The sequence below is a fragment of the Lentzea xinjiangensis genome, from assembly GCF_900110955.1.
GTDB lineage: Bacteria > Actinomycetota > Actinomycetes > Mycobacteriales > Pseudonocardiaceae > Lentzea > Lentzea xinjiangensis.
In genome coordinates this window covers 1-17,074 of record NZ_FOFR01000012.1, presented here as the reverse complement: position 1 = coordinate 17,074, position 17,074 = coordinate 1, and the positions used below count along the sequence as shown (strand labels likewise).

The 17,074-nt window shown below is 70.3% G+C and carries 21 protein-coding genes; 9 read left to right on the top strand and 12 right to left on the bottom strand.

Annotated elements, in window-relative coordinates:
• The first annotated feature begins 55 nt into the window (after nucleotides 1–55).
• Together BMW88_RS24195 and BMW88_RS24190 are read left to right on the top strand one after the other, a co-directional pair.
• Entirely contained in the window at nucleotides 56–601 is a 546-nt protein-coding gene (locus BMW88_RS24195; protein ID WP_089954223.1) for a GNAT family N-acetyltransferase, read from the top strand.
• Nucleotides 601–1,293, top strand: a complete 693-nt coding sequence (locus BMW88_RS24190) for an alpha/beta fold hydrolase (RefSeq protein ID WP_089954710.1) — start codon at nucleotides 601–603, stop codon at nucleotides 1,291–1,293. The genes BMW88_RS24195 and BMW88_RS24190 overlap by 1 nt, the downstream gene beginning before the upstream one ends.
• A gap of 9 nt (nucleotides 1,294–1,302) precedes the next feature.
• Here BMW88_RS24190 and BMW88_RS24185 read toward each other — a convergent pair whose 3' ends face one another.
• On the bottom strand, nucleotides 1,303–1,596 hold the full coding sequence (locus BMW88_RS24185; protein WP_089954221.1) for a hypothetical protein: 294 nt from the start codon (nucleotides 1,594–1,596) through the stop codon (nucleotides 1,303–1,305).
• Nucleotides 1,597–1,628: 32 nt separating this feature from the next.
• On the opposite strand from BMW88_RS24185, the gene BMW88_RS24180 reads away from it, so the two are divergent.
• The gene (locus BMW88_RS24180; protein ID WP_089954219.1) at nucleotides 1,629–1,829 is read left to right on the top strand and encodes an FmdB family zinc ribbon protein; all 201 of its coding nucleotides are present in this window, start codon (nucleotides 1,629–1,631) and stop codon (nucleotides 1,827–1,829) included.
• On the opposite strand, the gene BMW88_RS24175 is transcribed toward BMW88_RS24180, so the two are convergent.
• From BMW88_RS24175 to dhaK, 5 genes are all read right to left on the bottom strand, one after another.
• The gene (locus BMW88_RS24175) at nucleotides 1,826–2,422 is read right to left on the bottom strand and encodes a DUF3558 family protein (protein WP_089954216.1); all 597 of its coding nucleotides are present in this window, start codon (nucleotides 2,420–2,422) and stop codon (nucleotides 1,826–1,828) included. The two genes, BMW88_RS24180 and BMW88_RS24175, sit on opposite strands and share 4 nt — an antisense overlap.
• A gap of 43 nt (nucleotides 2,423–2,465) precedes the next feature.
• Nucleotides 2,466–4,241, bottom strand: a complete 1,776-nt coding sequence (locus BMW88_RS24170) for a 3-hydroxyacyl-CoA dehydrogenase family protein (RefSeq protein WP_089954214.1) — start codon at nucleotides 4,239–4,241, stop codon at nucleotides 2,466–2,468.
• A gap of 336 nt (nucleotides 4,242–4,577) precedes the next feature.
• Nucleotides 4,578–5,360 (bottom strand): dihydroxyacetone kinase phosphoryl donor subunit DhaM, encoded by a 783-nt coding sequence (gene dhaM, locus BMW88_RS24165; RefSeq protein ID WP_089954211.1) that lies wholly within the window; start codon nucleotides 5,358–5,360, stop codon nucleotides 4,578–4,580.
• Nucleotides 5,357–5,983: a dihydroxyacetone kinase subunit DhaL gene (dhaL, locus tag BMW88_RS24160; RefSeq protein ID WP_089954208.1), complete on the bottom strand. Its 627-nt coding sequence runs from the start codon at nucleotides 5,981–5,983 to the stop codon at nucleotides 5,357–5,359. Before dhaL ends, dhaM begins: the two co-directional genes overlap by 4 nt.
• A gap of 1 nt (nucleotide 5,984) precedes the next feature.
• On the bottom strand, nucleotides 5,985–6,977 hold the full coding sequence (dhaK, locus tag BMW88_RS24155) for a dihydroxyacetone kinase subunit DhaK (RefSeq protein WP_089954206.1): 993 nt from the start codon (nucleotides 6,975–6,977) through the stop codon (nucleotides 5,985–5,987).
• Nucleotides 6,978–7,120: 143 nt separating this feature from the next.
• Between dhaK and BMW88_RS24150 the strand changes: the two genes are divergently transcribed.
• The gene (locus BMW88_RS24150) at nucleotides 7,121–8,116 is read left to right on the top strand and encodes an ABC transporter substrate-binding protein (RefSeq protein ID WP_089954203.1); all 996 of its coding nucleotides are present in this window, start codon (nucleotides 7,121–7,123) and stop codon (nucleotides 8,114–8,116) included.
• Nucleotides 8,117–8,134: 18 nt separating this feature from the next.
• Here the strand turns inward: BMW88_RS24150 and BMW88_RS24145 are convergent, their stop codons facing one another.
• The 4 genes from BMW88_RS24145 to BMW88_RS24130 form a co-directional block, all read right to left on the bottom strand.
• Nucleotides 8,135–9,640 carry an aldehyde dehydrogenase family protein gene (locus tag BMW88_RS24145; RefSeq protein WP_089954200.1) on the bottom strand — a complete coding sequence of 502 codons (1,506 nt, stop codon included), beginning with the start codon at nucleotides 9,638–9,640 and terminating at the stop codon, nucleotides 8,135–8,137.
• A gap of 84 nt (nucleotides 9,641–9,724) precedes the next feature.
• Nucleotides 9,725–10,744 (bottom strand): DUF3558 domain-containing protein, encoded by a 1,020-nt coding sequence (locus tag BMW88_RS24140; RefSeq protein WP_143116217.1) that lies wholly within the window; start codon nucleotides 10,742–10,744, stop codon nucleotides 9,725–9,727.
• A 227-nt stretch (nucleotides 10,745–10,971) separates the two neighbouring features.
• Nucleotides 10,972–11,208, bottom strand: a complete 237-nt coding sequence (locus BMW88_RS24135) for a hypothetical protein (protein ID WP_089954195.1) — start codon at nucleotides 11,206–11,208, stop codon at nucleotides 10,972–10,974.
• Between the two features lie 11 nt (nucleotides 11,209–11,219).
• Nucleotides 11,220–12,911, bottom strand: coding sequence for a sodium:solute symporter family protein (locus tag BMW88_RS24130; protein WP_089954709.1), 1,692 nt, complete (start codon nucleotides 12,909–12,911; stop codon nucleotides 11,220–11,222).
• 189 nt (nucleotides 12,912–13,100) lie between these two features.
• On the opposite strand from BMW88_RS24130, the gene BMW88_RS24125 reads away from it, so the two are divergent.
• Nucleotides 13,101–13,304 (top strand): hypothetical protein, encoded by a 204-nt coding sequence (locus BMW88_RS24125; protein ID WP_089954193.1) that lies wholly within the window; start codon nucleotides 13,101–13,103, stop codon nucleotides 13,302–13,304.
• Here BMW88_RS24125 and nucS read toward each other — a convergent pair whose 3' ends face one another.
• Nucleotides 13,305–13,964 (bottom strand): endonuclease NucS, encoded by a 660-nt coding sequence (gene nucS, locus BMW88_RS24120; RefSeq protein ID WP_089954190.1) that lies wholly within the window; start codon nucleotides 13,962–13,964, stop codon nucleotides 13,305–13,307.
• Between the two features lie 96 nt (nucleotides 13,965–14,060).
• Here nucS and BMW88_RS24115 point away from each other — a divergent pair, with 96 nt between their 5' ends.
• On the top strand, nucleotides 14,061–14,555 hold the full coding sequence (locus tag BMW88_RS24115) for an NUDIX domain-containing protein (protein ID WP_245778018.1): 495 nt from the start codon (nucleotides 14,061–14,063) through the stop codon (nucleotides 14,553–14,555).
• Between the two features lie 11 nt (nucleotides 14,556–14,566).
• Here the strand turns inward: BMW88_RS24115 and BMW88_RS24110 are convergent, their stop codons facing one another.
• Nucleotides 14,567–15,493 carry a GlxA family transcriptional regulator gene (locus tag BMW88_RS24110; RefSeq protein WP_089954706.1) on the bottom strand — a complete coding sequence of 309 codons (927 nt, stop codon included), beginning with the start codon at nucleotides 15,491–15,493 and terminating at the stop codon, nucleotides 14,567–14,569.
• A 106-nt stretch (nucleotides 15,494–15,599) separates the two neighbouring features.
• On the opposite strand from BMW88_RS24110, the gene BMW88_RS24105 reads away from it, so the two are divergent.
• From BMW88_RS24105 to BMW88_RS24095, 3 genes are all read left to right on the top strand, one after another.
• A complete protein-coding gene (locus BMW88_RS24105; protein ID WP_089954185.1) occupies nucleotides 15,600–16,190 on the top strand; it encodes a DJ-1/PfpI family protein in 591 nt (196 codons plus the stop codon).
• Nucleotides 16,187–16,594, top strand: a complete 408-nt coding sequence (locus tag BMW88_RS24100) for a hypothetical protein (RefSeq protein WP_089954182.1) — start codon at nucleotides 16,187–16,189, stop codon at nucleotides 16,592–16,594. Before BMW88_RS24105 ends, BMW88_RS24100 begins: the two co-directional genes overlap by 4 nt.
• A gap of 270 nt (nucleotides 16,595–16,864) precedes the next feature.
• Nucleotides 16,865–17,074 (top strand): leucine zipper domain-containing protein (locus BMW88_RS24095; protein WP_143116216.1); only part of this gene is annotated, 210 nt, incomplete at its 3' end.

Genomic DNA, 17,074 nt, shown 5'->3' with positions numbered 1-17,074 from the left:
GGTGCTCGGCTGCCCGGGGCCGCGGACCCGGCACCACTCGTCTTGGGGGAACAGGATGTTCGCGAGGCCGCTGGGCCCGGACGGCGCCGAGCTCAGGCCGCTGGAACCGTGGCACGCCGAGGAGTTCTTCGCGCACGTGGAGCGCGGCCGCGACTTCATCGGGCAGCACATCGGGTTCGCCGACGCCGCCGGAGACCTCGACAGCGCACGCGGGCTCCTGCGGAGCTACGCGGACAAGGCCGCCGCCGACACCGGGCGCATCTTCGGCATCTGGCTCGACGACCTGCTGGTCGGCGGTGTGCTGGTGCGGGTGGCGGAGATCCCGCAGGGACGCGCCGAGATCGGTTGCTGGCTCGAACCGGCGGCCGTGGGCAAGGGGCTGGTCACGCGGGCGGCGAAGGTCCTCGTCGACCACCTGGTTCGCGAGCGCGGCGTGCATCGGGTTGAGTGGCGGGTGTCGTCGCGGAACGCGCCCAGCATCGCGGTCGCGCGACGGCTCGGCATGAGCAAGGACGGCGTGCTGCGCTCGTACTCACAGCACCGCGGGGTCCGGCAGGACGTCGAGGTGTGGTCGGTGCTGGCGCCGGAATGGGAGAGCTGATGGACGACCTGGTGCTGCTGCACGCCTTCCCGCTCGACGCGCGGATGTGGGACGTGCCGGGCGCGCTGACGCCGTCCCTGCGCGGCAGCGGCGAGCCCGACCTCGGTGCGGTCGCGTCCCAGGTCCTCGCCCTGCTGGACGAGCGCGGGCTCGACCGGGTGCTGCTGGGCGGCTGCTCGATGGGCGGCTACGTCGCGATGGCGTTGGTCAGGCGTGCGCCGGAACGCGTGAAAGGCCTGATCTTCGTCGACACCAAGCACACCGCGGACGCGCCGGAGGCGGTCGAGACCCGGCTCGCGATGGCGGACCGGGTGGAACGCGAAGGCGTCGGCGAGTGGCTGGTCGAGGCGACGCTGCCCAACCTGCTCGGACCGGGCGCCTCGGACACGGCTCGGGCGTCGGTGCGCACGATGGTCCTGGAACAGCGCGCCGAGGACGTGGCGTGGTGGCAGCGCGCGATGGCGAAGCGCCCCGACTCCACCGACGTGCTGGAGACGGTGGACGTGCCGTCGCTGGTGCTCGTCGGCGAGCACGACAAGATCACGCCCCCGGACGTGGCGGCCAAGCTCGCGGTGACGCTGCGGCACGCCACCAGCGAGCGCATCGAGGACGCCGGGCACCTGCCGCCCGTCGAGCGGCCTGACGAGTTCCGCGCCCGGCTGGAGCGGTGGCGCACGCAGGTCGGGCTCTAGCCCTCCGGGTCACCAGCGGCGCGCTGTCGGGCCCCGGCGGCGGCGCGAGTCCCAGCAGCCCTGGTGCCAGTGCCGGCGCTCCTCCACCGAGCCGCTCTCCTCGGCGGGCCACGCCACGACGTGCGGTGTGCCGGGGCGGATCTCGTGGTCGCAGCCGGGGCAGCGGTAGGTCTTCTGCGCCTGCGCGCCCGAGATCGCGCGCACCAGCCAGTCACCGTCCGGGCCGGACTCCGCGCGCGCCCAGCCGACGCCCCCGCCGAGGGGGCGCGTGTTCTCCGGCTTGGGGTGGTTACGACGAGGCACGGCAAAACGGTAACCGCTCGTAGAATCGAACCGTGCCGACCTACGAGTTCCGTTGCCGAACCTGCGACGACACCTTCGAGCTGCAGCGTCCGATGAGTGAGTCGTCCGCACCCGCGAGCTGTCCCGGCGGGCACGCCGACACGGTGAAGCTGCTGTCCATGGCCGGTATCGGCGGTACGCAGCAGGCACCGGCCGGCGGCGGCGGGTGCTGCGGTGGTGGCTGCTGCGGTTAGGCCGTCTCCCGGTCGATCATCACTTCGGCGATCTTGCGCCCCTGGTCGCAGACGGTGCCGAACTTGCCGGTCGAGTCGATGACGATGATGCCGAGCCCGCCGCCCTCGTAGGGCAGCACGAGCACGCACGACGGCTCGACCTCCGGCTCGTCGGAGCGGTCCAGGTAGGTGACCTTGCGGCCCTTCACGTCCCAGTCACCGGTGGTGCGCTCGATCGTGATCGCCTTGTTCAGGCGGTACCGCAGGGAGACGCCGACCTCGACCCCGTCGACCTTCGTCGTCCACCGGCACGACTCGTCGAACGACGAGTCGTAGGTGTATTGCGTCGGCGGCGTGTCGGCCTTGGCGCCGGGGTAGGGCAGGTCCGTCCACTTCAGCTTCGCGCACACCGGCGTGATCTCGCCGTCGATCGGCGCGGTCTCGGGGTCCTCCGGCTCCTCGGAGGCGCTCGGGTCGGCCGAGCCGTCCTGGCCGGAGTCGAACGGCGACGCGGCGTCGAGCGGCGCCTGGGCGGCCGGACTGCCCTCGACGGTCGTCCGGGCGCAGCCGGAAGCGAGCACGAGGACAGCCAACAGGAGCACCAGTCGACGCATGGCACCACCATGCCAGACGGGACATGGTGCTCCTGTTAGCGGATCACGAGTAGTCGCGGAAGCCCTTGCCGGTCTTGCGGCCGAGACGACCGGCCGTGACCAGGTGCTCCAGCAGCGGCGCCGGCGCGAAGCCCGGCTCGCGGAACTCGTTGTAGAGCGTGCGCTGGATCGCGAGCGACACGTCCAGGCCCACGACGTCCAGCAGCGCGAACGGTCCCATCGGCAGGCCGCAGCCGACCTTCATCGCGTTGTCGATGTCGTCGGCCTCGGCGTAGTGGGCCTCCAGCATCTTCACCGCGTCGTTGAGGTACGGGAAGAGCAGCGCGTTGACGATGAAGCCTGCCACGTCACCGCAGTGCACCGGGTGCTTGCCGAGGTCGAGGCAGATCTTGCGGGCCGTCGCGACCACGTCGGCGCTCGTGGAGATCGTGCCGACGACCTCGACCAGCTTCATGACCTGCGCCGGGTTGAAGAAGTGCAGGCCGACGACGTCCGCGGGGCGGCTCGTGGCGGCCGCGACCTCGATGACCGGCAGCGAGGACGTGGTCGTCGCGAGCACCGCGCCGGGCTTGCACACCTCGTCGAGCGCCGCGAAGACCTCCTTCTTGATGCCGATCTCCTCGGCCACCGCCTCGACGACCAGGTCGCAGTCCGCGAGGTCGACGAACTCCACCGCGGGCGTGATCCGCCGCAGCACCGCGTCCCTGTCCGCCTCCGCGAGCTTGCCCTTGCTCACCGCCCGGTCGAGCGACTTGCGCACCGCGCCGATGGCCGCCTCGGCCTTCTCCAGGCTGCGGGCGCGCAGCACCACGTCGTAACCGCGTTTCGCGAACACCTCCGCGATGCCCGTCGCCATGGTGCCCGTGCCGATCACGCCGACCCGCTGGACCTGACGGGTCTGCGTGGCGGCGTCCACTTCGGACGGCGTCTGGGCATCCTCGACGACGACCGGCGAGTCCGGCCCGTCGTAGGTGTAGAAGCCGCGGCCGGTCTTCCGGCCCAGCAACCCCGCGGTGATCATCTGCTTGAGCAGCGGCGCCGGCGAGTGCAGGCGGTTGCGCGACTGGTGGTACATCGTGTCGAGGATTTCGTACGCGGTGTCCAGACCGATGAGGTCCAGCAACGCCAACGGGCCCATGGGGTAACCGCAGCCGTACCGCATGGCCGCGTCGAGGTCTTCCCTCGTCGCGTACTTCGACTCCAGCATCTTGACCGCGTGGTTGAGGTACGGGAACAGCAACGCGTTCGCGATGAAGCCCGCCCTGTCCCCGATCACGACCGGCGACTTGCCCAGCCGCTCGGTGAACGCGACCACGTCCGAGATGACGTCCGGTTCCGTGACGACCGTGCGCACGACCTCGACGAGCTTGAGCACCTGCGTCGGGTTGAAGAAGTGCAGGCCGACGACCTTGCCCGGCCGCCTGGTGCGCACGCCGATCTCGGTGATCGACAACGACGACGTGTTCGACGCGATGATCGCCTCGGGCGCGAGGACGTCGTCCAGCTCCTGGAAGATCCGCGCCTTCAGGGCGACGCTCTCCGGCACCGCCTCGACCACCAGGTCGCAGTCGGCGAGGCTGCCCAGGTCGAGGCTCGTCGTGATCCGGCCGCGCAGCGCGGTCTTCTCGTCCTCGGTGAGCTTCCCGCGCTCGACGGCCCGCCTCGTCGAGTGCTCCAGGTGCCCGAGCCCGCGTTCGACGCCGGCCGCGTCGACTTCCACCACCTTGACCGTGAGCCCGGTGCGCGCGAGTACCTCCACGATGCCCGCGCCCATCGTTCCGAAGCCGACGACTCCGACGGTGTTGATTTCGCGCGCCACTGCAGACCTCCTGCGGTTAAGCGTGGGCTACCAAGGAGTAACTTGCGGGCGACTATGCCACTCCCAGCGCGAGCAGCGGCCGTGAGCTTCGCCATCAGGATCGAAACAGTTATCGGTCCAGCAAAACGCCTAGACCCGGCCTTTCTCCTGATGAACCCATGTGGGGCAACGGTTCGGCTGCGCCATCCGGGTTCGTCGGGCACAGCGGGACGCGACCGCGCACGGGCACCTCTCGGCGTACGCCACCGGCATTGGCCGCCGAATCGCCCAGGCGCCACAACATCGTCCGACGATGCCCAACCGGCTCCGGCCGCGATGGCCTGCACGACAGGTGCTTCAGTCGTCGAACCCCCTCTCCGCCAGTTCCTCGATCCGCCGGACCGCTTCGCCCGCGTCCTTCCCCGTGGCCACCACGGTGATCGACCTGCCGCCCGGCGCGCCGAGGCCCATCAACGCCAGCACGCTGGCGGCGTTCGCCTCCTCGTCGCCGTACCGGACGACGACGTCGGCGTCGAGCTGGGCGACCGTCCGCGCCAGCAAGGCCGCCGGGCGCGCGTGCAGCCCGACCTCGTTGGTGAGCAACACTTCCGCCGACACCGCGTCCGGCACGATGCTCAGCGCCGGCCTGCCCTGCCCGCTCCGGCCCTGCCCGGTCCTGTCCTGCCCGGTCCTGTCCTGCCCGGTCCTGTCCTGCCCCGCCCTGTCGTGGACGGCCACCGGGGCCTCACCGGACGCCCCCTCCGCGGCGGCGGCCACGGCTGCCAGCGCCGCGCCGCCCTGTGCCGCGACGGCCGCGGCCACCGCGCCCTCCACCAGGGACGCGTCGACCACGGTGTAGCGGGACGGGTCGTCCGCCGACTCGACGGCCATCTCGGCGGTCATCTTGGCGCTGCCCAGGTCGTACAGCACGACGACGCCCGCCCCGGAGTCCGCGTCCGCCAGGGCCTCCACCACCGCGCCGTAGTCGGTGCCGAGACCGCCTTCCTCCGTGCCGCCCACGGGCAGCACGGCGATGTCGGGCGCCATCTGGCCGGCGAGCTCGGCGACACCGCTCGCGAGCATCTCGCTGTGGGAGACGACGACCAGCCCGACCCTGCTGGTCTCCGATGCCGCGGTCATGCCCCGGCCGCCGCATCCGCGAACGCCCGCAGCAGCAACGCCGTCGACCGGGCGCCGGGATCCAGGTGCCCGGCGCTGCGCTCCCCCAGGTAGGAGGCCCGTCCCTTCCGCGCCACCATCGGCACGGTCGACTCCGCCCCTTCGGCCGCCGCGTCGGCCGCCGCCGACAACACCCCCGCCACCGAGCCCTCCGCGCTCGCGGCGGCGGTCACCGCGGGCGTCAGGGCGTCCACCATCGTCTTGTCGCCCACCACGGCCTTGCCGCGCGCCACGACGCCCTCCAGCGCGGCCTGCAAGGCGCGGGCCACCGCCTCGCCGTCGAGCTCCGCGGCGTCGCCCACCGCGGCCGACGCCCGCAGGAACGCCGTGCCGTACAACGGGCCCGCCGCGCCGCCCACCGTCGAGATCAGCGTGGTGGCGACCAGCTTCAGCGCCTTGCCGGGAGAGGCGGGCTCCTCCGCGTCCAAACGCGACAGCAGGGCCGTGAAGCCGCGGCGCAGGTTCTCGCCGTGGTCGGCGTCGCCGATCGCCTGGTCGAGGCGCACCAGCTCGTCGCGGTGCTCCTGCACCACCGCGGCGGCGGCACGCAGGGCCGCCACGACGTCCGCAGCCGTGCACCCCATCTCAGACCCCCCACCGCAGGGCGGGCGTGTGCACCGGCGCGTCCCACAGCGAGATCATCTCGTCGTCCAGCCGGAGCAGCGTGAGACTCATGCCCTGCATCTCCAGACTGGTGATGTACGGGCCGACGAGCCTGCGTTCCACCGTGATCCCCCGATCAGCCAAGAGCTGTTCCGCGATGCCGTGCGCCAAGTACAGCTCGATCAGCGGAGTTCCGCCCATCGAGTTCGTGAAGAGCAGCACGCGGTCCCCCGCGGCGAACGGCAGGTCCTCCAGGATCGGGTCGAGCAGCTCGGCGACCATCTCGGTCGCGGAGCCGACCGGCACCCGCCTGCGGCCGGGCTCGCCGTGGATGCCGATGCCGACCTCCATCTCGTCGTCGGCCAGCTCGAAGCTCGGCGATCCCACGTGCGGGACCGTGCACGAGGTCAGCGCGAGGCCCATCGACCGCACCGACCCGACCACCCGCCGGGCCAGCGCCTCGCAGGCCGCCAGGTCGTCGCCGCGGTCGGCCGCCGCGCCCACGATCTTCTCCAGCAGCACCGTGCCGCCGACGCCACGACGACCGGCCGTGTACAGCGAGTCCTTCACGGCCACGTCGTCGTCGATCACGACGCTGCGCACCTCGGACTCCGCGAGCTCCCCCGCGGTCTCGAAGTTCAGCACGTCGCCGGTGTAGTTCTTCACGATCAGCAACGCGCCCGCGCCGCCGTCGGTCCGCTCCACGGCGGCGAGCACTTGGTCCGGCGTCGGCGACGTGAACACCGCACCGGGACAGGCCGCGTCGAGCATGCCGCGCCCGACGAAGCCGCCGTGCAGCGGCTCGTGGCCCGCTCCGCCACCCGAGATGATCGCGACCTTGCCCCGCACCGGAGCGTCCGCGCGCACCACCACCGCGGGGTCGAGGTGCACGGTCAGCAGATCGGAGTGGGCCGCCTGCATCCCCCGCAGCGCGTCCCGCACGACGGTTTCCGGATCGTTGATGATCTTCTTCATCGAAGAGCCCTTCCGAGAGAGCGGTGCCGTGTTCCTTCTTACTCCCGGTGTCTGACACTCGGAACGGGCAAACGACCCCTGTACCGTTAGGCGGCCCTAAGAAGCGCAGGTCAGAATCACTGTCAGTAGCGGAGGAACCACTCGTGCCGAAGAGAGCAGCGCTGCTCGTCGCAGTCGCCCTGACCCTGACCGCCTGCGGTTCCAGCACGCCGGACAAGCCCGCGGTGGCCCAGGGCGGTGAGGACTTCGGCAAGGCCTACGAGCTGAGCAACGGCTTCGGCACGCAGGCGAAGCCGGGCGAGTTCCCCCGCACGATCAAGCACGCGATGGGCGAGACCGAGCTCGAGAAGAAGCCCGAACGGGTGATCGTGCTCGACACCGGCGAACTCGACAACGTGGTGGCGCTCGGCATCAAGCCCGTCGGCATCGCCTACACCGACGGCTCGCCGGCCATGCCGTCCTACATCGGCGAGAAGGGCGGCACGCCGGAGAACGTCGGCACGACCAACAACCTCAACCTAGAGGCGATCACCAAGCTCGACCCGGACCTGATCCTGGGCTCGCAGCTGCGCGCGGAAGCCCTCTACCCGAAGCTCGCGGCCATCGCCCCGACCGTCTTCTCGGTGCGCCCCGGCTACGTGTGGAAGGAGAACTTCCTGCTCAACGCGGCCGCGCTCGACCGCCAGGCCGACGCCGCGAAGATGCTCGAGGACTACACGAACAAGGCGAACGACACCGGCACCGCCATCGAGAAGAAGCTCGGCGTGCGCCCGACCGTGACGGCGCTGCGCTTCATGCCCGGCCGCATCCGCCTGTACGCCAAGAAGTCCTTCATCGGCACGATCCTGGTCGACGCGAAGATCCCGCAGCCGACGCCGTCCCAGGTGGACGACCTGGCCGCCGAGGTGAGCGCGGAGCAGATCGGCAAGGCCGACGCCGACTTCCTCGTCTACTCCACCTACGGCGACCCGGCCAAGACCGCGCAGGCCTCGGTCCTCGGCGGTCCGCTGTGGAGCGGCCTGAACGCCGTCAAGGCGGGCAAGGCCAAGCCGGTCCTCGACGAGACGTACTTCCTCGGCCTCGGCGTGCTCGCCGCGAACGAGGTCCTGGATGACCTGCGCGAGCAGCTCGGAGCCTGAGGACCCGCGCGGGTCCCTTCACCGCCCGAAGAGCATCCGCGCGAGCCGCAGCATCTGCCTGCCCGCCATGGACGAGCGGTCGAACGTCGTCATGTTGATCAGCGACGCGAACTTCTGCTTCGTCACGGCCTTGGCGTAGGTGAACTCGCGCAGCCCGTCCTCGCCGTGGATGCGCCCGAAGCCCGAGTCGCCGACACCACCGAACGGCAGTCCCGGGATCGCCGCGTAGGTCAGCACGGCGTTGACCGACACCATGCCGACCCGCAGCTCCCGCGCCAGCTCCTCGCCGCGCGACTTCGAGAAGACGGCGGCGCCCAGCCCGTACTTCGACCGGTTCGCGAGCCGCACGCCCTCCAGCGCGTTCGGCACCCGGTTGATCACGACGGTCGGCCCGAAGGTCTCCTCGGTGATCGCCACCGAGTCCTCCGGCACGTCCGTGAGCACCACCGGCTCGACGTACGGCGGCCGGATCGAGTCCGGCCCGCCCACCAGCGCCTTGCCGCCGCGGTCCAGGGCGTCCCTGACGTGCTCGCGGATGATCTCCACCTGCGCCGGCATGGTGATCGGCCCGAGGTTCGCGTTCGGCTCGCCACCCGGCTTGAGCTTGCGCGCCCGCCGCACGACGATCTCGATGAACTCGTCCGCGACCTCCTCGGCCACGTAGATCCGCTCCACGCCCGCGCAGGTCTGGCCGGCGTTGGACACCGCGCCCCAGATCGCGGCCTCGGCGGCGGCGGTCAGGTCGGCGTCCGAGTCGACGATCAGCGCGTCCTTGCCGCCGCACTCGACCAGCACCGGCGTCAACGTCGCCGCGCACGCGGCCATGACCTTCTTGCCGGTCCGGGTGGAGCCGGTGAACGCGATCTTGTCCACGCCCGACGCGCACAGCGCCGCGCCCGTCTCGCCGAAGCCCGTGACGACCTGGAAGACCGAGTACTCCGGCACCGCCTCGGTGAACGTCGACGCGAGGAACGTGCCGACGCCCGGCGTGAACTCGGAGGGCTTGAACACGACGGCGTTGCCGGCGGCCAGCGCGTAGGAGATCGATCCCATCGGCGTGTGCGCGGGGTAGTTCCACGGGCCGATGACGCCGATGACGCCCAACGGCCGGTACTCCAGCGTCGCGCTGTGGTTGAACATCAGCATGCCCGAGGACACGCGCCGCTTGCTCAGCACACGTCCGGCCTGTCGCGAGGCCCAGTGCAGGTGGTCCATCACCAGCGCGACCTCGACCCGGGAGTCGTCGGCCGGCTTGCCGGTCTCCGCGCTGATCAGCGCGATGAGCTCGTCCGAGCGCCGGCCGAGGATCCGGCGCCACGCGTCGAGCTTGGTCTTGCGCCCCTCGAAGCCGAGACCGGCCCACCACGCGGCGGCCTCGCGCGCGGAGGCCACGGCGTCCTCGACCTCGGCGGCCGTGTGGACCGGGTGGTGCGCGACGACCTCGCCCGTGCGCGGGTCCAGTGATGCGAACCGCCGCTGCTCGCCATCGGCCGACAGCGCGCTGTCCGAAGCGGTCTGCGTCATGGGGCCCTCCAGGTACTCGCCAGTAACCCCGACACTAACGCGTACCCGGACAACTTTCAGCCCCTGCCGCGCCGAGCGACGTGCTCACGCAGCGGGCAGGCGGGGGAGAACAGCCTTGGCGAAGGCCTGCGTCGCCTGGCAGCGGTCGAACTCCTTCGTCTTCGAGCCGCTCACGATGAACTCCACGACCTCGCCGGCGTCGCTCGCGTCCTTCGTGCGCACGATGATCAGCTCGCAGCTCGGGTACGAGGTGTCCTTGAAGGCCTGGTAGCCCTTCAGGCCGCCACCGAGGTCGACCTCGACGGACTTGCTGTCGAACTTGCCGTCCTTCGGGATGCGCGCCGTCTTGATGTCGAGCTGCATCTGCGCGCTCGGCCCGGTCCACGAGCACTGGTGCAGGCCGAACGGCAGTGCCCGCGGCGAGGCGCCGAGCACCGGCGCGAGCGTCGCCTTGTCCACGATCGCGCACGGATCGACCTCGACCGGCGAGCCCTTGGACGGGTTGTACTTCTGCGGGTTGCCCTTGAGCTTGCGCACCGCGCCCTCGAGCACCTTGCGCCCCGGCGCGCACGGCTCGGCCGCCTCGCTGCCGGTGCCGGTGCTCACCTGGATCCGCACGGCCTGCGCGGGGCTCTCCTGCGTGACGACGGTGATGAAGCACGACGAGCTCAGCTTCTGCTCACCGCTCTTCAGCCCGGCGAGCGTCTTGGTCGCGTTCTTCAGGTCCGTGGACGTCAGCGAGTAGCCGATGTCCAGCGTGATGCTGAGCGACTTGCCCGCCTTGTCCTTCATGTAGTTCGAGCAGCGCGTGTAGTTGCTGCTGGAGTACCGCGACGGCGTGCCGACCGTCTCCAGCAGCTCCTTCTCGATCAGCGCGCACGGGTTCACCAGCCGCAGTCGCTCCGCCGCGAACGCGGGGTCGACCGGCTTGCCCGGCTGCGCGGGCGTGGACTGCTTGGCCGACGGTTCGGTCGAGGTCGCCTCCGCACCCGCCTGCACGGTGCGGCGCGGCGAGTTGGTCTTGGCGAGACCGGGGCCGGTCGCGCACCCGGCCATCAGCAACGCGGCGGCGGCGACCACGGCGGCGGCACGAAAACGAGGCACGACGTGCACGGTAGCGACCTTTCCGCGCGTTCGTGGGCGGTACCCCGACTTGGCCCGTGGCACATGTCACGCTGCGCTACGGGAACGATTCAGAAGATCCAGGCGCTGTACTGGGTGAAGACCCCGACCGAAGGAGAGACGTGCGAAACCGGATTCGCCGCGCATTCAGCTGGCTCGACGCGTGGACGATCGAGGCCTTCAACCCTGTTTACCCTGGTCGTCCGCAGTCATAGCTCCTTGAGCGGCTGCTTGTCCGTGTCCACGAACTGAGGCCGCAGCATGGCCCACGCGGCGAACACCGCCGCCAGCGCGGCCATGGCGACACCGGCCCACAGGTTGATGTTGACCCCTTCGGCCTTCCGCAGGTCCTCGTCCGATGTGAAACCCAGTCCGACGACGACCAGTACAACGCCGTACAGGCCGAAGAGGAACGCGATGATCAATCGCAGGTCGAACAACCTCATGGCGGCCTCCCTCAGCCGAAGATGAAGTAGAGAACGGTCGTCAGGGCCAGCACTCCACCGCCGAGCAGGGCGGGCGAGCGGTACCAGCCCGCGTCCTCACCGGTGGTGGAGTGCGCCCTGTCCTCCTTGGGCGTCAAGCTGTAGACCAGCCCGACCAGCTCGCTGTCCGGCTTCGGCCGCGTGACCATGGTGACCGCGACGCTCACCAGGATGTCGACCACGAACGCGAGACCCGCGCCGAGGAAGCTCGCGCCCTGGCCGGGCAGCTCCAGCAGCTCGATGCCGAACGACGGCTCCGAGATCACGTAGATGAAGATCGCGGTGAACGTGCCCGCGAGCAGACCGACCCAGCCCGCGGTCGGCGTCATCCGCTTCCAGAACATGCCGAGGATGAAGGTCGCGAACAGCGGCGCGTTGAAGAACGAGAACAGCGCCTGGATGTAGTCCATGATGTTGGACCCGCCGAGCGCCGCGGCGATGAACGCCGTGCCGATGGCCAGCACGCACGCGCCGACCGTGGCCAGACGGCCCACACGCAGGTAGTACTCGTCCGGGCGGTCCTTCTTCACGTAGTCCTGCCACAGGTCGTACGTGAAGACGGTGTTGAACGAGCTGACGTTCGCCGCCACACCGGCCATGAAGCTCGCCAGCAGACCAGTGATGGCGATGCCGAGGATGCCGTTGGGCAGCAGGTCGCGCATGAGCAGCGGCAGCACGTCGTTGTAGTCCACGCCGTCACCGGCGGCACCGGCCTTGAGCTGGGCCATCTCCGGCACGATCAGCGCGGCGATGATGCCGGGGATGATGATGATCGCCGGGATCAGCGCCTTGGGGTAGGCGCCGATGATCGGCGTGCGCTTGGCCGCCGACATCGACTTGGCGCTCATCGCGCGCTGGACCTCGGCGAAGTTCGTCGTCCAGTAGCCGAACGACAGCACGAAGCCGAGACCGAACACCAGCCCGATGACACTCCACACCGGACTGTTGATGCCGGTCAGCTCCGTCGCGGGCCAGGCGCTGAGCTGCTCCTGGTCCGTGACCTTCTCGACGATCCCCTGCCAGCCGCCGACCTTGATCAGGCCGACGATCGTGAGCGGCGCCAGCGCGGCCACGATGACGAAGAACTGCAGCACCTCGTTGTAGATGGCGGCGGACAGGCCGCCCAGCGTCGTGTACGCGAGCACGACGACCGCCGCGACCACGATGGACACCGGCAACGGCCACCCGAGCAGCGCGTCGATGATCACCGCGAGCGCGAACAGGTTGATGCCCGCGATCAGGACCTGCGCGACGGCGAAGCTGATGGCGTTGACGAGGTGAGCCGGCTTGCCGAACCGCCGGCGCATGAACTCGGGAACGCTGCGCACCTTGGAGCCGTAGTAGAACGGCATCATCACCAGACCGAGGAACACCATCGCGGGGATGGCGCCGATCCAGTAGTAGTGCACAGTCGCCATGCCGTACTGCGCGCCGTTCGCCGTCATGCCCATCAGCTCGAGCGCGCCGAGGTTCGCGGAGATGAACGCGAGACCGGTGACCCACGCCGGCAGCGACCGCCCGGAGAGCAGGAAGTCGAGGCTGGACGAGACGGATCGTCGCGCCATCACCCCGATGCCGAGCACGACCACGAAGTAGATGACGAGCAACGCGTAGTCGATCGGTCCCGCGTCAAGCCGCAGGTCCGCCTCGGCCACCACCGACACCGACACCGCCCACCTCCCAAGACTCAAACAAAGTCGAACATGACCGACCAGGAGGGAACGTTACTCCGGGTGCGTCGGTTCGTACCCCGTGTTCGTGATCACGAAACCACGGTGTGAGCTGGGGCGCTCGCTGAAGCCGGAGCCGGGAAATCGGGTGCGGCGGACCGCTGGTTCACCGAGACTCACGGCATGACGGAGTCCGCCCCGCGAGGCGAGCACGAGGACGCGGCGCTGGCGTTGCTGGAGTCGCTGTCCGACGACACGCTCGCGGAAATCACGGACCTGCTCGTAGCGGGCAGGCCGATGTGGGCGGTCAAGCTCGCCTACGAAAGCTCCCGCCCCGACTACTCGCTCTCGGCGGCGATCCAGGCCATCGGCCTGTTCGAGGGCTGATCAGAACAGGCGGAACTCGTCCGGCTCGATCCCGCGCAACGCGTCGTAGTCGAGCACCACGCACCGGATCCCGCGGTCCTCGGCCAGCGTCCGCGCCTGCGGCTTGATCTGCTGCGCCGCGAACACGCCCCGCACCGGAGCCAGCAGCGGGTCGCGGTTGAGCAGCTCCAGGTACCGGGTGAGCTGCTCGACGCCGTCGATCTCGCCGCGGCGCTTGATCTCCACGGCCACCGACGCGCCCGCGTCGTCGCGGCACATCAGGTCGACCGGGCCGATCGGGGTCGGGAACTCGCGGCGCACCAGCGTCCAGCCGTCGCCCAGGGTCGTCACGTGCTCGGCCAGCAGCTTCTGCAGGTCGGCCTCGACACCGTCCTTGCGCAGGCCCGGTTCCGGGCCGAGCTCGTGCTTGGAGTCGTGCAGCACCTCGTCGAGGGTGATGATCAGCTTCTCCCCCGCCTTGTTCTGCACCGTCCAGATGTCCGGGTCCTCGATGAGCCAGCAGGGAGGGCTCATCCAGTTCAACGGCTTGTACGCGCGGTCGTCGGAGTGGATCGACACCGAGCCATCGGCCTTGATGAGCAGCAAGCGCTGGGCCATCGGCAGATGGGCGGTGAGTCGTCCTACGTAGTCGACCTGGCAGCGAGCGATGACGAGACGCACCGCGACAGGCTACGGGGTGAGTCCGGCGAGCGGGCGTTAGGTACGGTCCGTGCCGTGGAAAGCCTCGGCACCCGTCAGGTGTACGCAAACCCGTGGATGACCGTTCGCGAGGACCCGATCCGGCGCGCGGACGGCACTCAAGGCATCTACGGCGTCGTTGACAAGCCCGACTACGCACTGGTCATCCCGCTCGACGGCGAGCGCATCCGCCTCGTCGAGCAGTTCCGCTACCCGCTCGGGCTGCGCCGCTGGGAGTTCCCCCAGGGCACCGCACCCGACCGCGCCGACTCCGACCCGCTGGAGCTGGCGCGGCGCGAGCTGCGCGAGGAGACCGGGCTGCGCGCCGGCGAGATGATCGAGCTCGGCCTCCTCGACGTCGCGCCCGGCATGACGTCGCAGCGCGGCCGCGTGTTCCTCGCCACCGGGCTCACCGAGGGCTTCCACGAGCGGGAGCCAGAGGAGCAGGACATGCGCTCGGCGTGGTTCCCCCGCGCCGAGTTCGAGGCGATGATCGCCAAGGGCGAGATCACCGACGCCCAGTCGATCGCCGCCTACACGCTCCTGCTGCTGCACGAGCACTCGCAGCCCTAGTTCGCTAGCTCTTAGCTGCGGCAGCCCTGGAACGCCGTCCGGTAGCTCTGCGGTGAGGTCCCGGCGATCCGCTTGAACCTGTCGCGGAACGCCGTGGCCGACCCGAACCCGACCTTGCTCGCGATCAGCTCCACCGAGTCCTTGGTCGTCTCCAGCAGGTGCTGCGCCTGGCGCACCCGCGCCCGGTGCAGCCACTGCAACGGCGTCGTCCCGGTCTGCTCGCGGAACCGCCGGTTCAACGTCCGCGTGCTCATGCCGGCGTGTTCCGCGACGTCCGCGAGCGTCAGGTCCCGCCCGGCGTTGGCCTCCATCCACCGCAGCAGCGGTTCGAGCTCCGCCCCCTGGGGCGTCGCGGGCGGCGTCACGATGAACTGCGCCTGCCCGCCTTCTCTCTCCAGCGGCATGACGGCCATCCGCGCCGCGTCAGCGGCCACCGCGGAGCCGTGGTCGTGCCGGATCATGTGCAGGCACAGGTCGAGCCCCGCCGCGGCACCGGCGGACGTCAGGAACTGCCCGTTGTCGACGTAGAGCACGTCCGGGTCGACCTCGACGGACGGGAACCGCGCCGCCAGCTCCCGCGCGCCCCGCCAGTGCGTCGTGGCCCTCAGCCCGTCCAGCAGCCCGGTGGCCGCGAAGGCGAACGCGCCCGTGCAGATCGACGCAATCCGCGTGCCCCTCGCCGCGGCCTGCCGCAACGCCTCGACCACCTGCCTCGGCACGGCCAGGTCCGGGTCGTGACCGGGCAGCACGATGGTGTCCACTTCGGACAGCAGGTCCAGGCCGTGCGGGACCTTGATCTCGAACAGCTCGGACCTGACCGTCCTCCTCGGACCGCACACCCGGACGCGGTACCGCCCGGTCCAGGCGAAGGTGTCGAGCGGCACCCCGAAGTCGAACGGGACGACGCTGTCCATCGCCACCACGGCCACCTCGTGCACACCTCCACCGTACCTGGCGAGAATCCGTTGGAACATGGCATTCCAGCCAGTACCGTGCGACGGCCGCCGCTCCTACCGTCTTGATCGACGACAGGAGGAGGGGCGGATGTTCGCTCAGGTGGTGTTGTTCGACGGGTTCGACCCGTTGGACGCGATCGGGCCGTACGAGACGTTGCTGGCGGGAGGGATGCGGGCCGAACTGGTGACCGCCGAGGGGCCGCGCGAGGTGGAGAGCGGGATCGGGATCTCCCTGCGGGCGACGGCCCGGCTCGACCCGGAGCGGGACGGCCTCGTGCTCGTCCCCGGCGCGGCGGCGCGGGAGGAGGACGAGATCCTCGTCCTGCTCGCCAAGGCGGCGACGACCCTCGCCGAGCCGATGCGGCGGGCGCTCGACCGGCGGGGCCTCACCGTGGCGACCGTCTGCGGCGGCTCGCTGGCGCTCGCGATGGCGGGCCTGCTCGGCGGCCGCACCGCCACGACCAACCACCTCGGCCTGGAGGTGCTCGCGAGCTACGGCGTCACGGCGGTCCCCGCCCGCATCGTCGTGGACGGCGACCTGGTCACGGCCTCCGGCGTGACCTCCGGCGTGGACCTGGGCCTGTGGCTGGTCGAACGGGAGTCCGGCTCCCGGAAGGCCTTCGAGGTCGAGCAGGTCTTCGCCCACGAGCGCCGCGGCACGGTCTGGAGCGCGGCGTGAGCAAGCTGTTCCTCTCGCTGCACGTCCTCGCCGCCATCATCGCCATCGGCCCGGTCACGGTCGCCGCCAGCATGTTCCCCAAGGCCGTCCGCGACGGCGGCAACCCCGAGCTGCTGCACCGGATCTGCCGCGTCTACGCGCTGATCGGCGTCTCGGTGCCGGTCTTCGGCTTCGCGACGGCCGGCGTGATGGGCGTGACCGGCCACCCCTGGGTGGTCGTGTCGATCGCGCTCACCACCGCCGCGGCGTTCGTGCTGGCCCTGAAGGTCCTGCCGGGCCAGGAGAAGGCCATCAGGACCAAGGACGTCAAGCACCTGGCGATGTACACGGGGATCTTCAACCTCCTGTGGGCGACGGTCACCGTGCTGATGATCCTGCGGCCGGGCTCGACGACCGGCGCCTAGGGCCTGTCCCGCGAGTCCGTTCGATGAGAGTCACGGGCGGGAGTTCCGGAGGCGGTGCCGCCGCGACGCCCTCATACCGGGCGTATTCGGGCGTTGCGGCCGTGCCGCCTCCGGGCCCTCGGCCGCGACTATCACGGACGAGACTCACGGGAGGCGCCCTAGCTGTAGTGACTAATCAGGTTGTTGACGGCGTGTCGGGTTGAACATGGGAGGACCTCCGGGCGGAGTGGATGTGTCTGACGCATCCCATCGGCACACGGAGGTCCTCGCGTGCACAGTAACGCCCGCACCACGATCCATGCCCGCAGGCTGATCGTGACCCGCCGCGCGGCCGGGTGGTCACCGGCGTGCATCGCCGAGCAGCTCGGTATCTCCCGTGCCACCGTGCACAAGTGGCTGGCCCGGCACCGCTGTGAAGGCGACGCGGGTCTGGCCGATCGCAGCTCACGTCCGCACCGCAGCCCCGCCCGCACACCGGTC

What these genes read in the sequence shown, in the direction of transcription:
- BMW88_RS24125 (WP_089954193.1), top strand. Translation starts at nt 13,101, where the DNA reads ATGACGGAGTCCGCCCCGCGAGGCGAGCACGAGGACGCGGCGCTGGCG.
- BMW88_RS24145 (WP_089954200.1), bottom strand. Translation starts at nt 9,640, where the DNA reads ATGACGCAGACCGCTTCGGACAGCGCGCTGTCGGCCGATGGCGAGCAG.
- dhaK (WP_089954206.1), bottom strand. Translation starts at nt 6,977, where the DNA reads ATGAAGAAGATCATCAACGATCCGGAAACCGTCGTGCGGGACGCGCTG.
- BMW88_RS24135 (WP_089954195.1), bottom strand. Translation starts at nt 11,208, where the DNA reads ATGAGGTTGTTCGACCTGCGATTGATCATCGCGTTCCTCTTCGGCCTG.
- dhaM (WP_089954211.1), bottom strand. Translation starts at nt 5,360, where the DNA reads ATGACCGCGGCATCGGAGACCAGCAGGGTCGGGCTGGTCGTCGTCTCC.
- BMW88_RS24105 (WP_089954185.1), top strand. Translation starts at nt 15,600, where the DNA reads ATGTTCGCTCAGGTGGTGTTGTTCGACGGGTTCGACCCGTTGGACGCG.
- BMW88_RS24115 (WP_245778018.1), top strand. Translation starts at nt 14,061, where the DNA reads ATGACCGTTCGCGAGGACCCGATCCGGCGCGCGGACGGCACTCAAGGC.
- BMW88_RS24195 (WP_089954223.1), top strand. Translation starts at nt 56, where the DNA reads ATGTTCGCGAGGCCGCTGGGCCCGGACGGCGCCGAGCTCAGGCCGCTG.
- BMW88_RS24190 (WP_089954710.1), top strand. Translation starts at nt 601, where the DNA reads ATGGACGACCTGGTGCTGCTGCACGCCTTCCCGCTCGACGCGCGGATG.
- dhaL (WP_089954208.1), bottom strand. Translation starts at nt 5,983, where the DNA reads ATGGGGTGCACGGCTGCGGACGTCGTGGCGGCCCTGCGTGCCGCCGCC.
- BMW88_RS24175 (WP_089954216.1), bottom strand. Translation starts at nt 2,422, where the DNA reads ATGCGTCGACTGGTGCTCCTGTTGGCTGTCCTCGTGCTCGCTTCCGGC.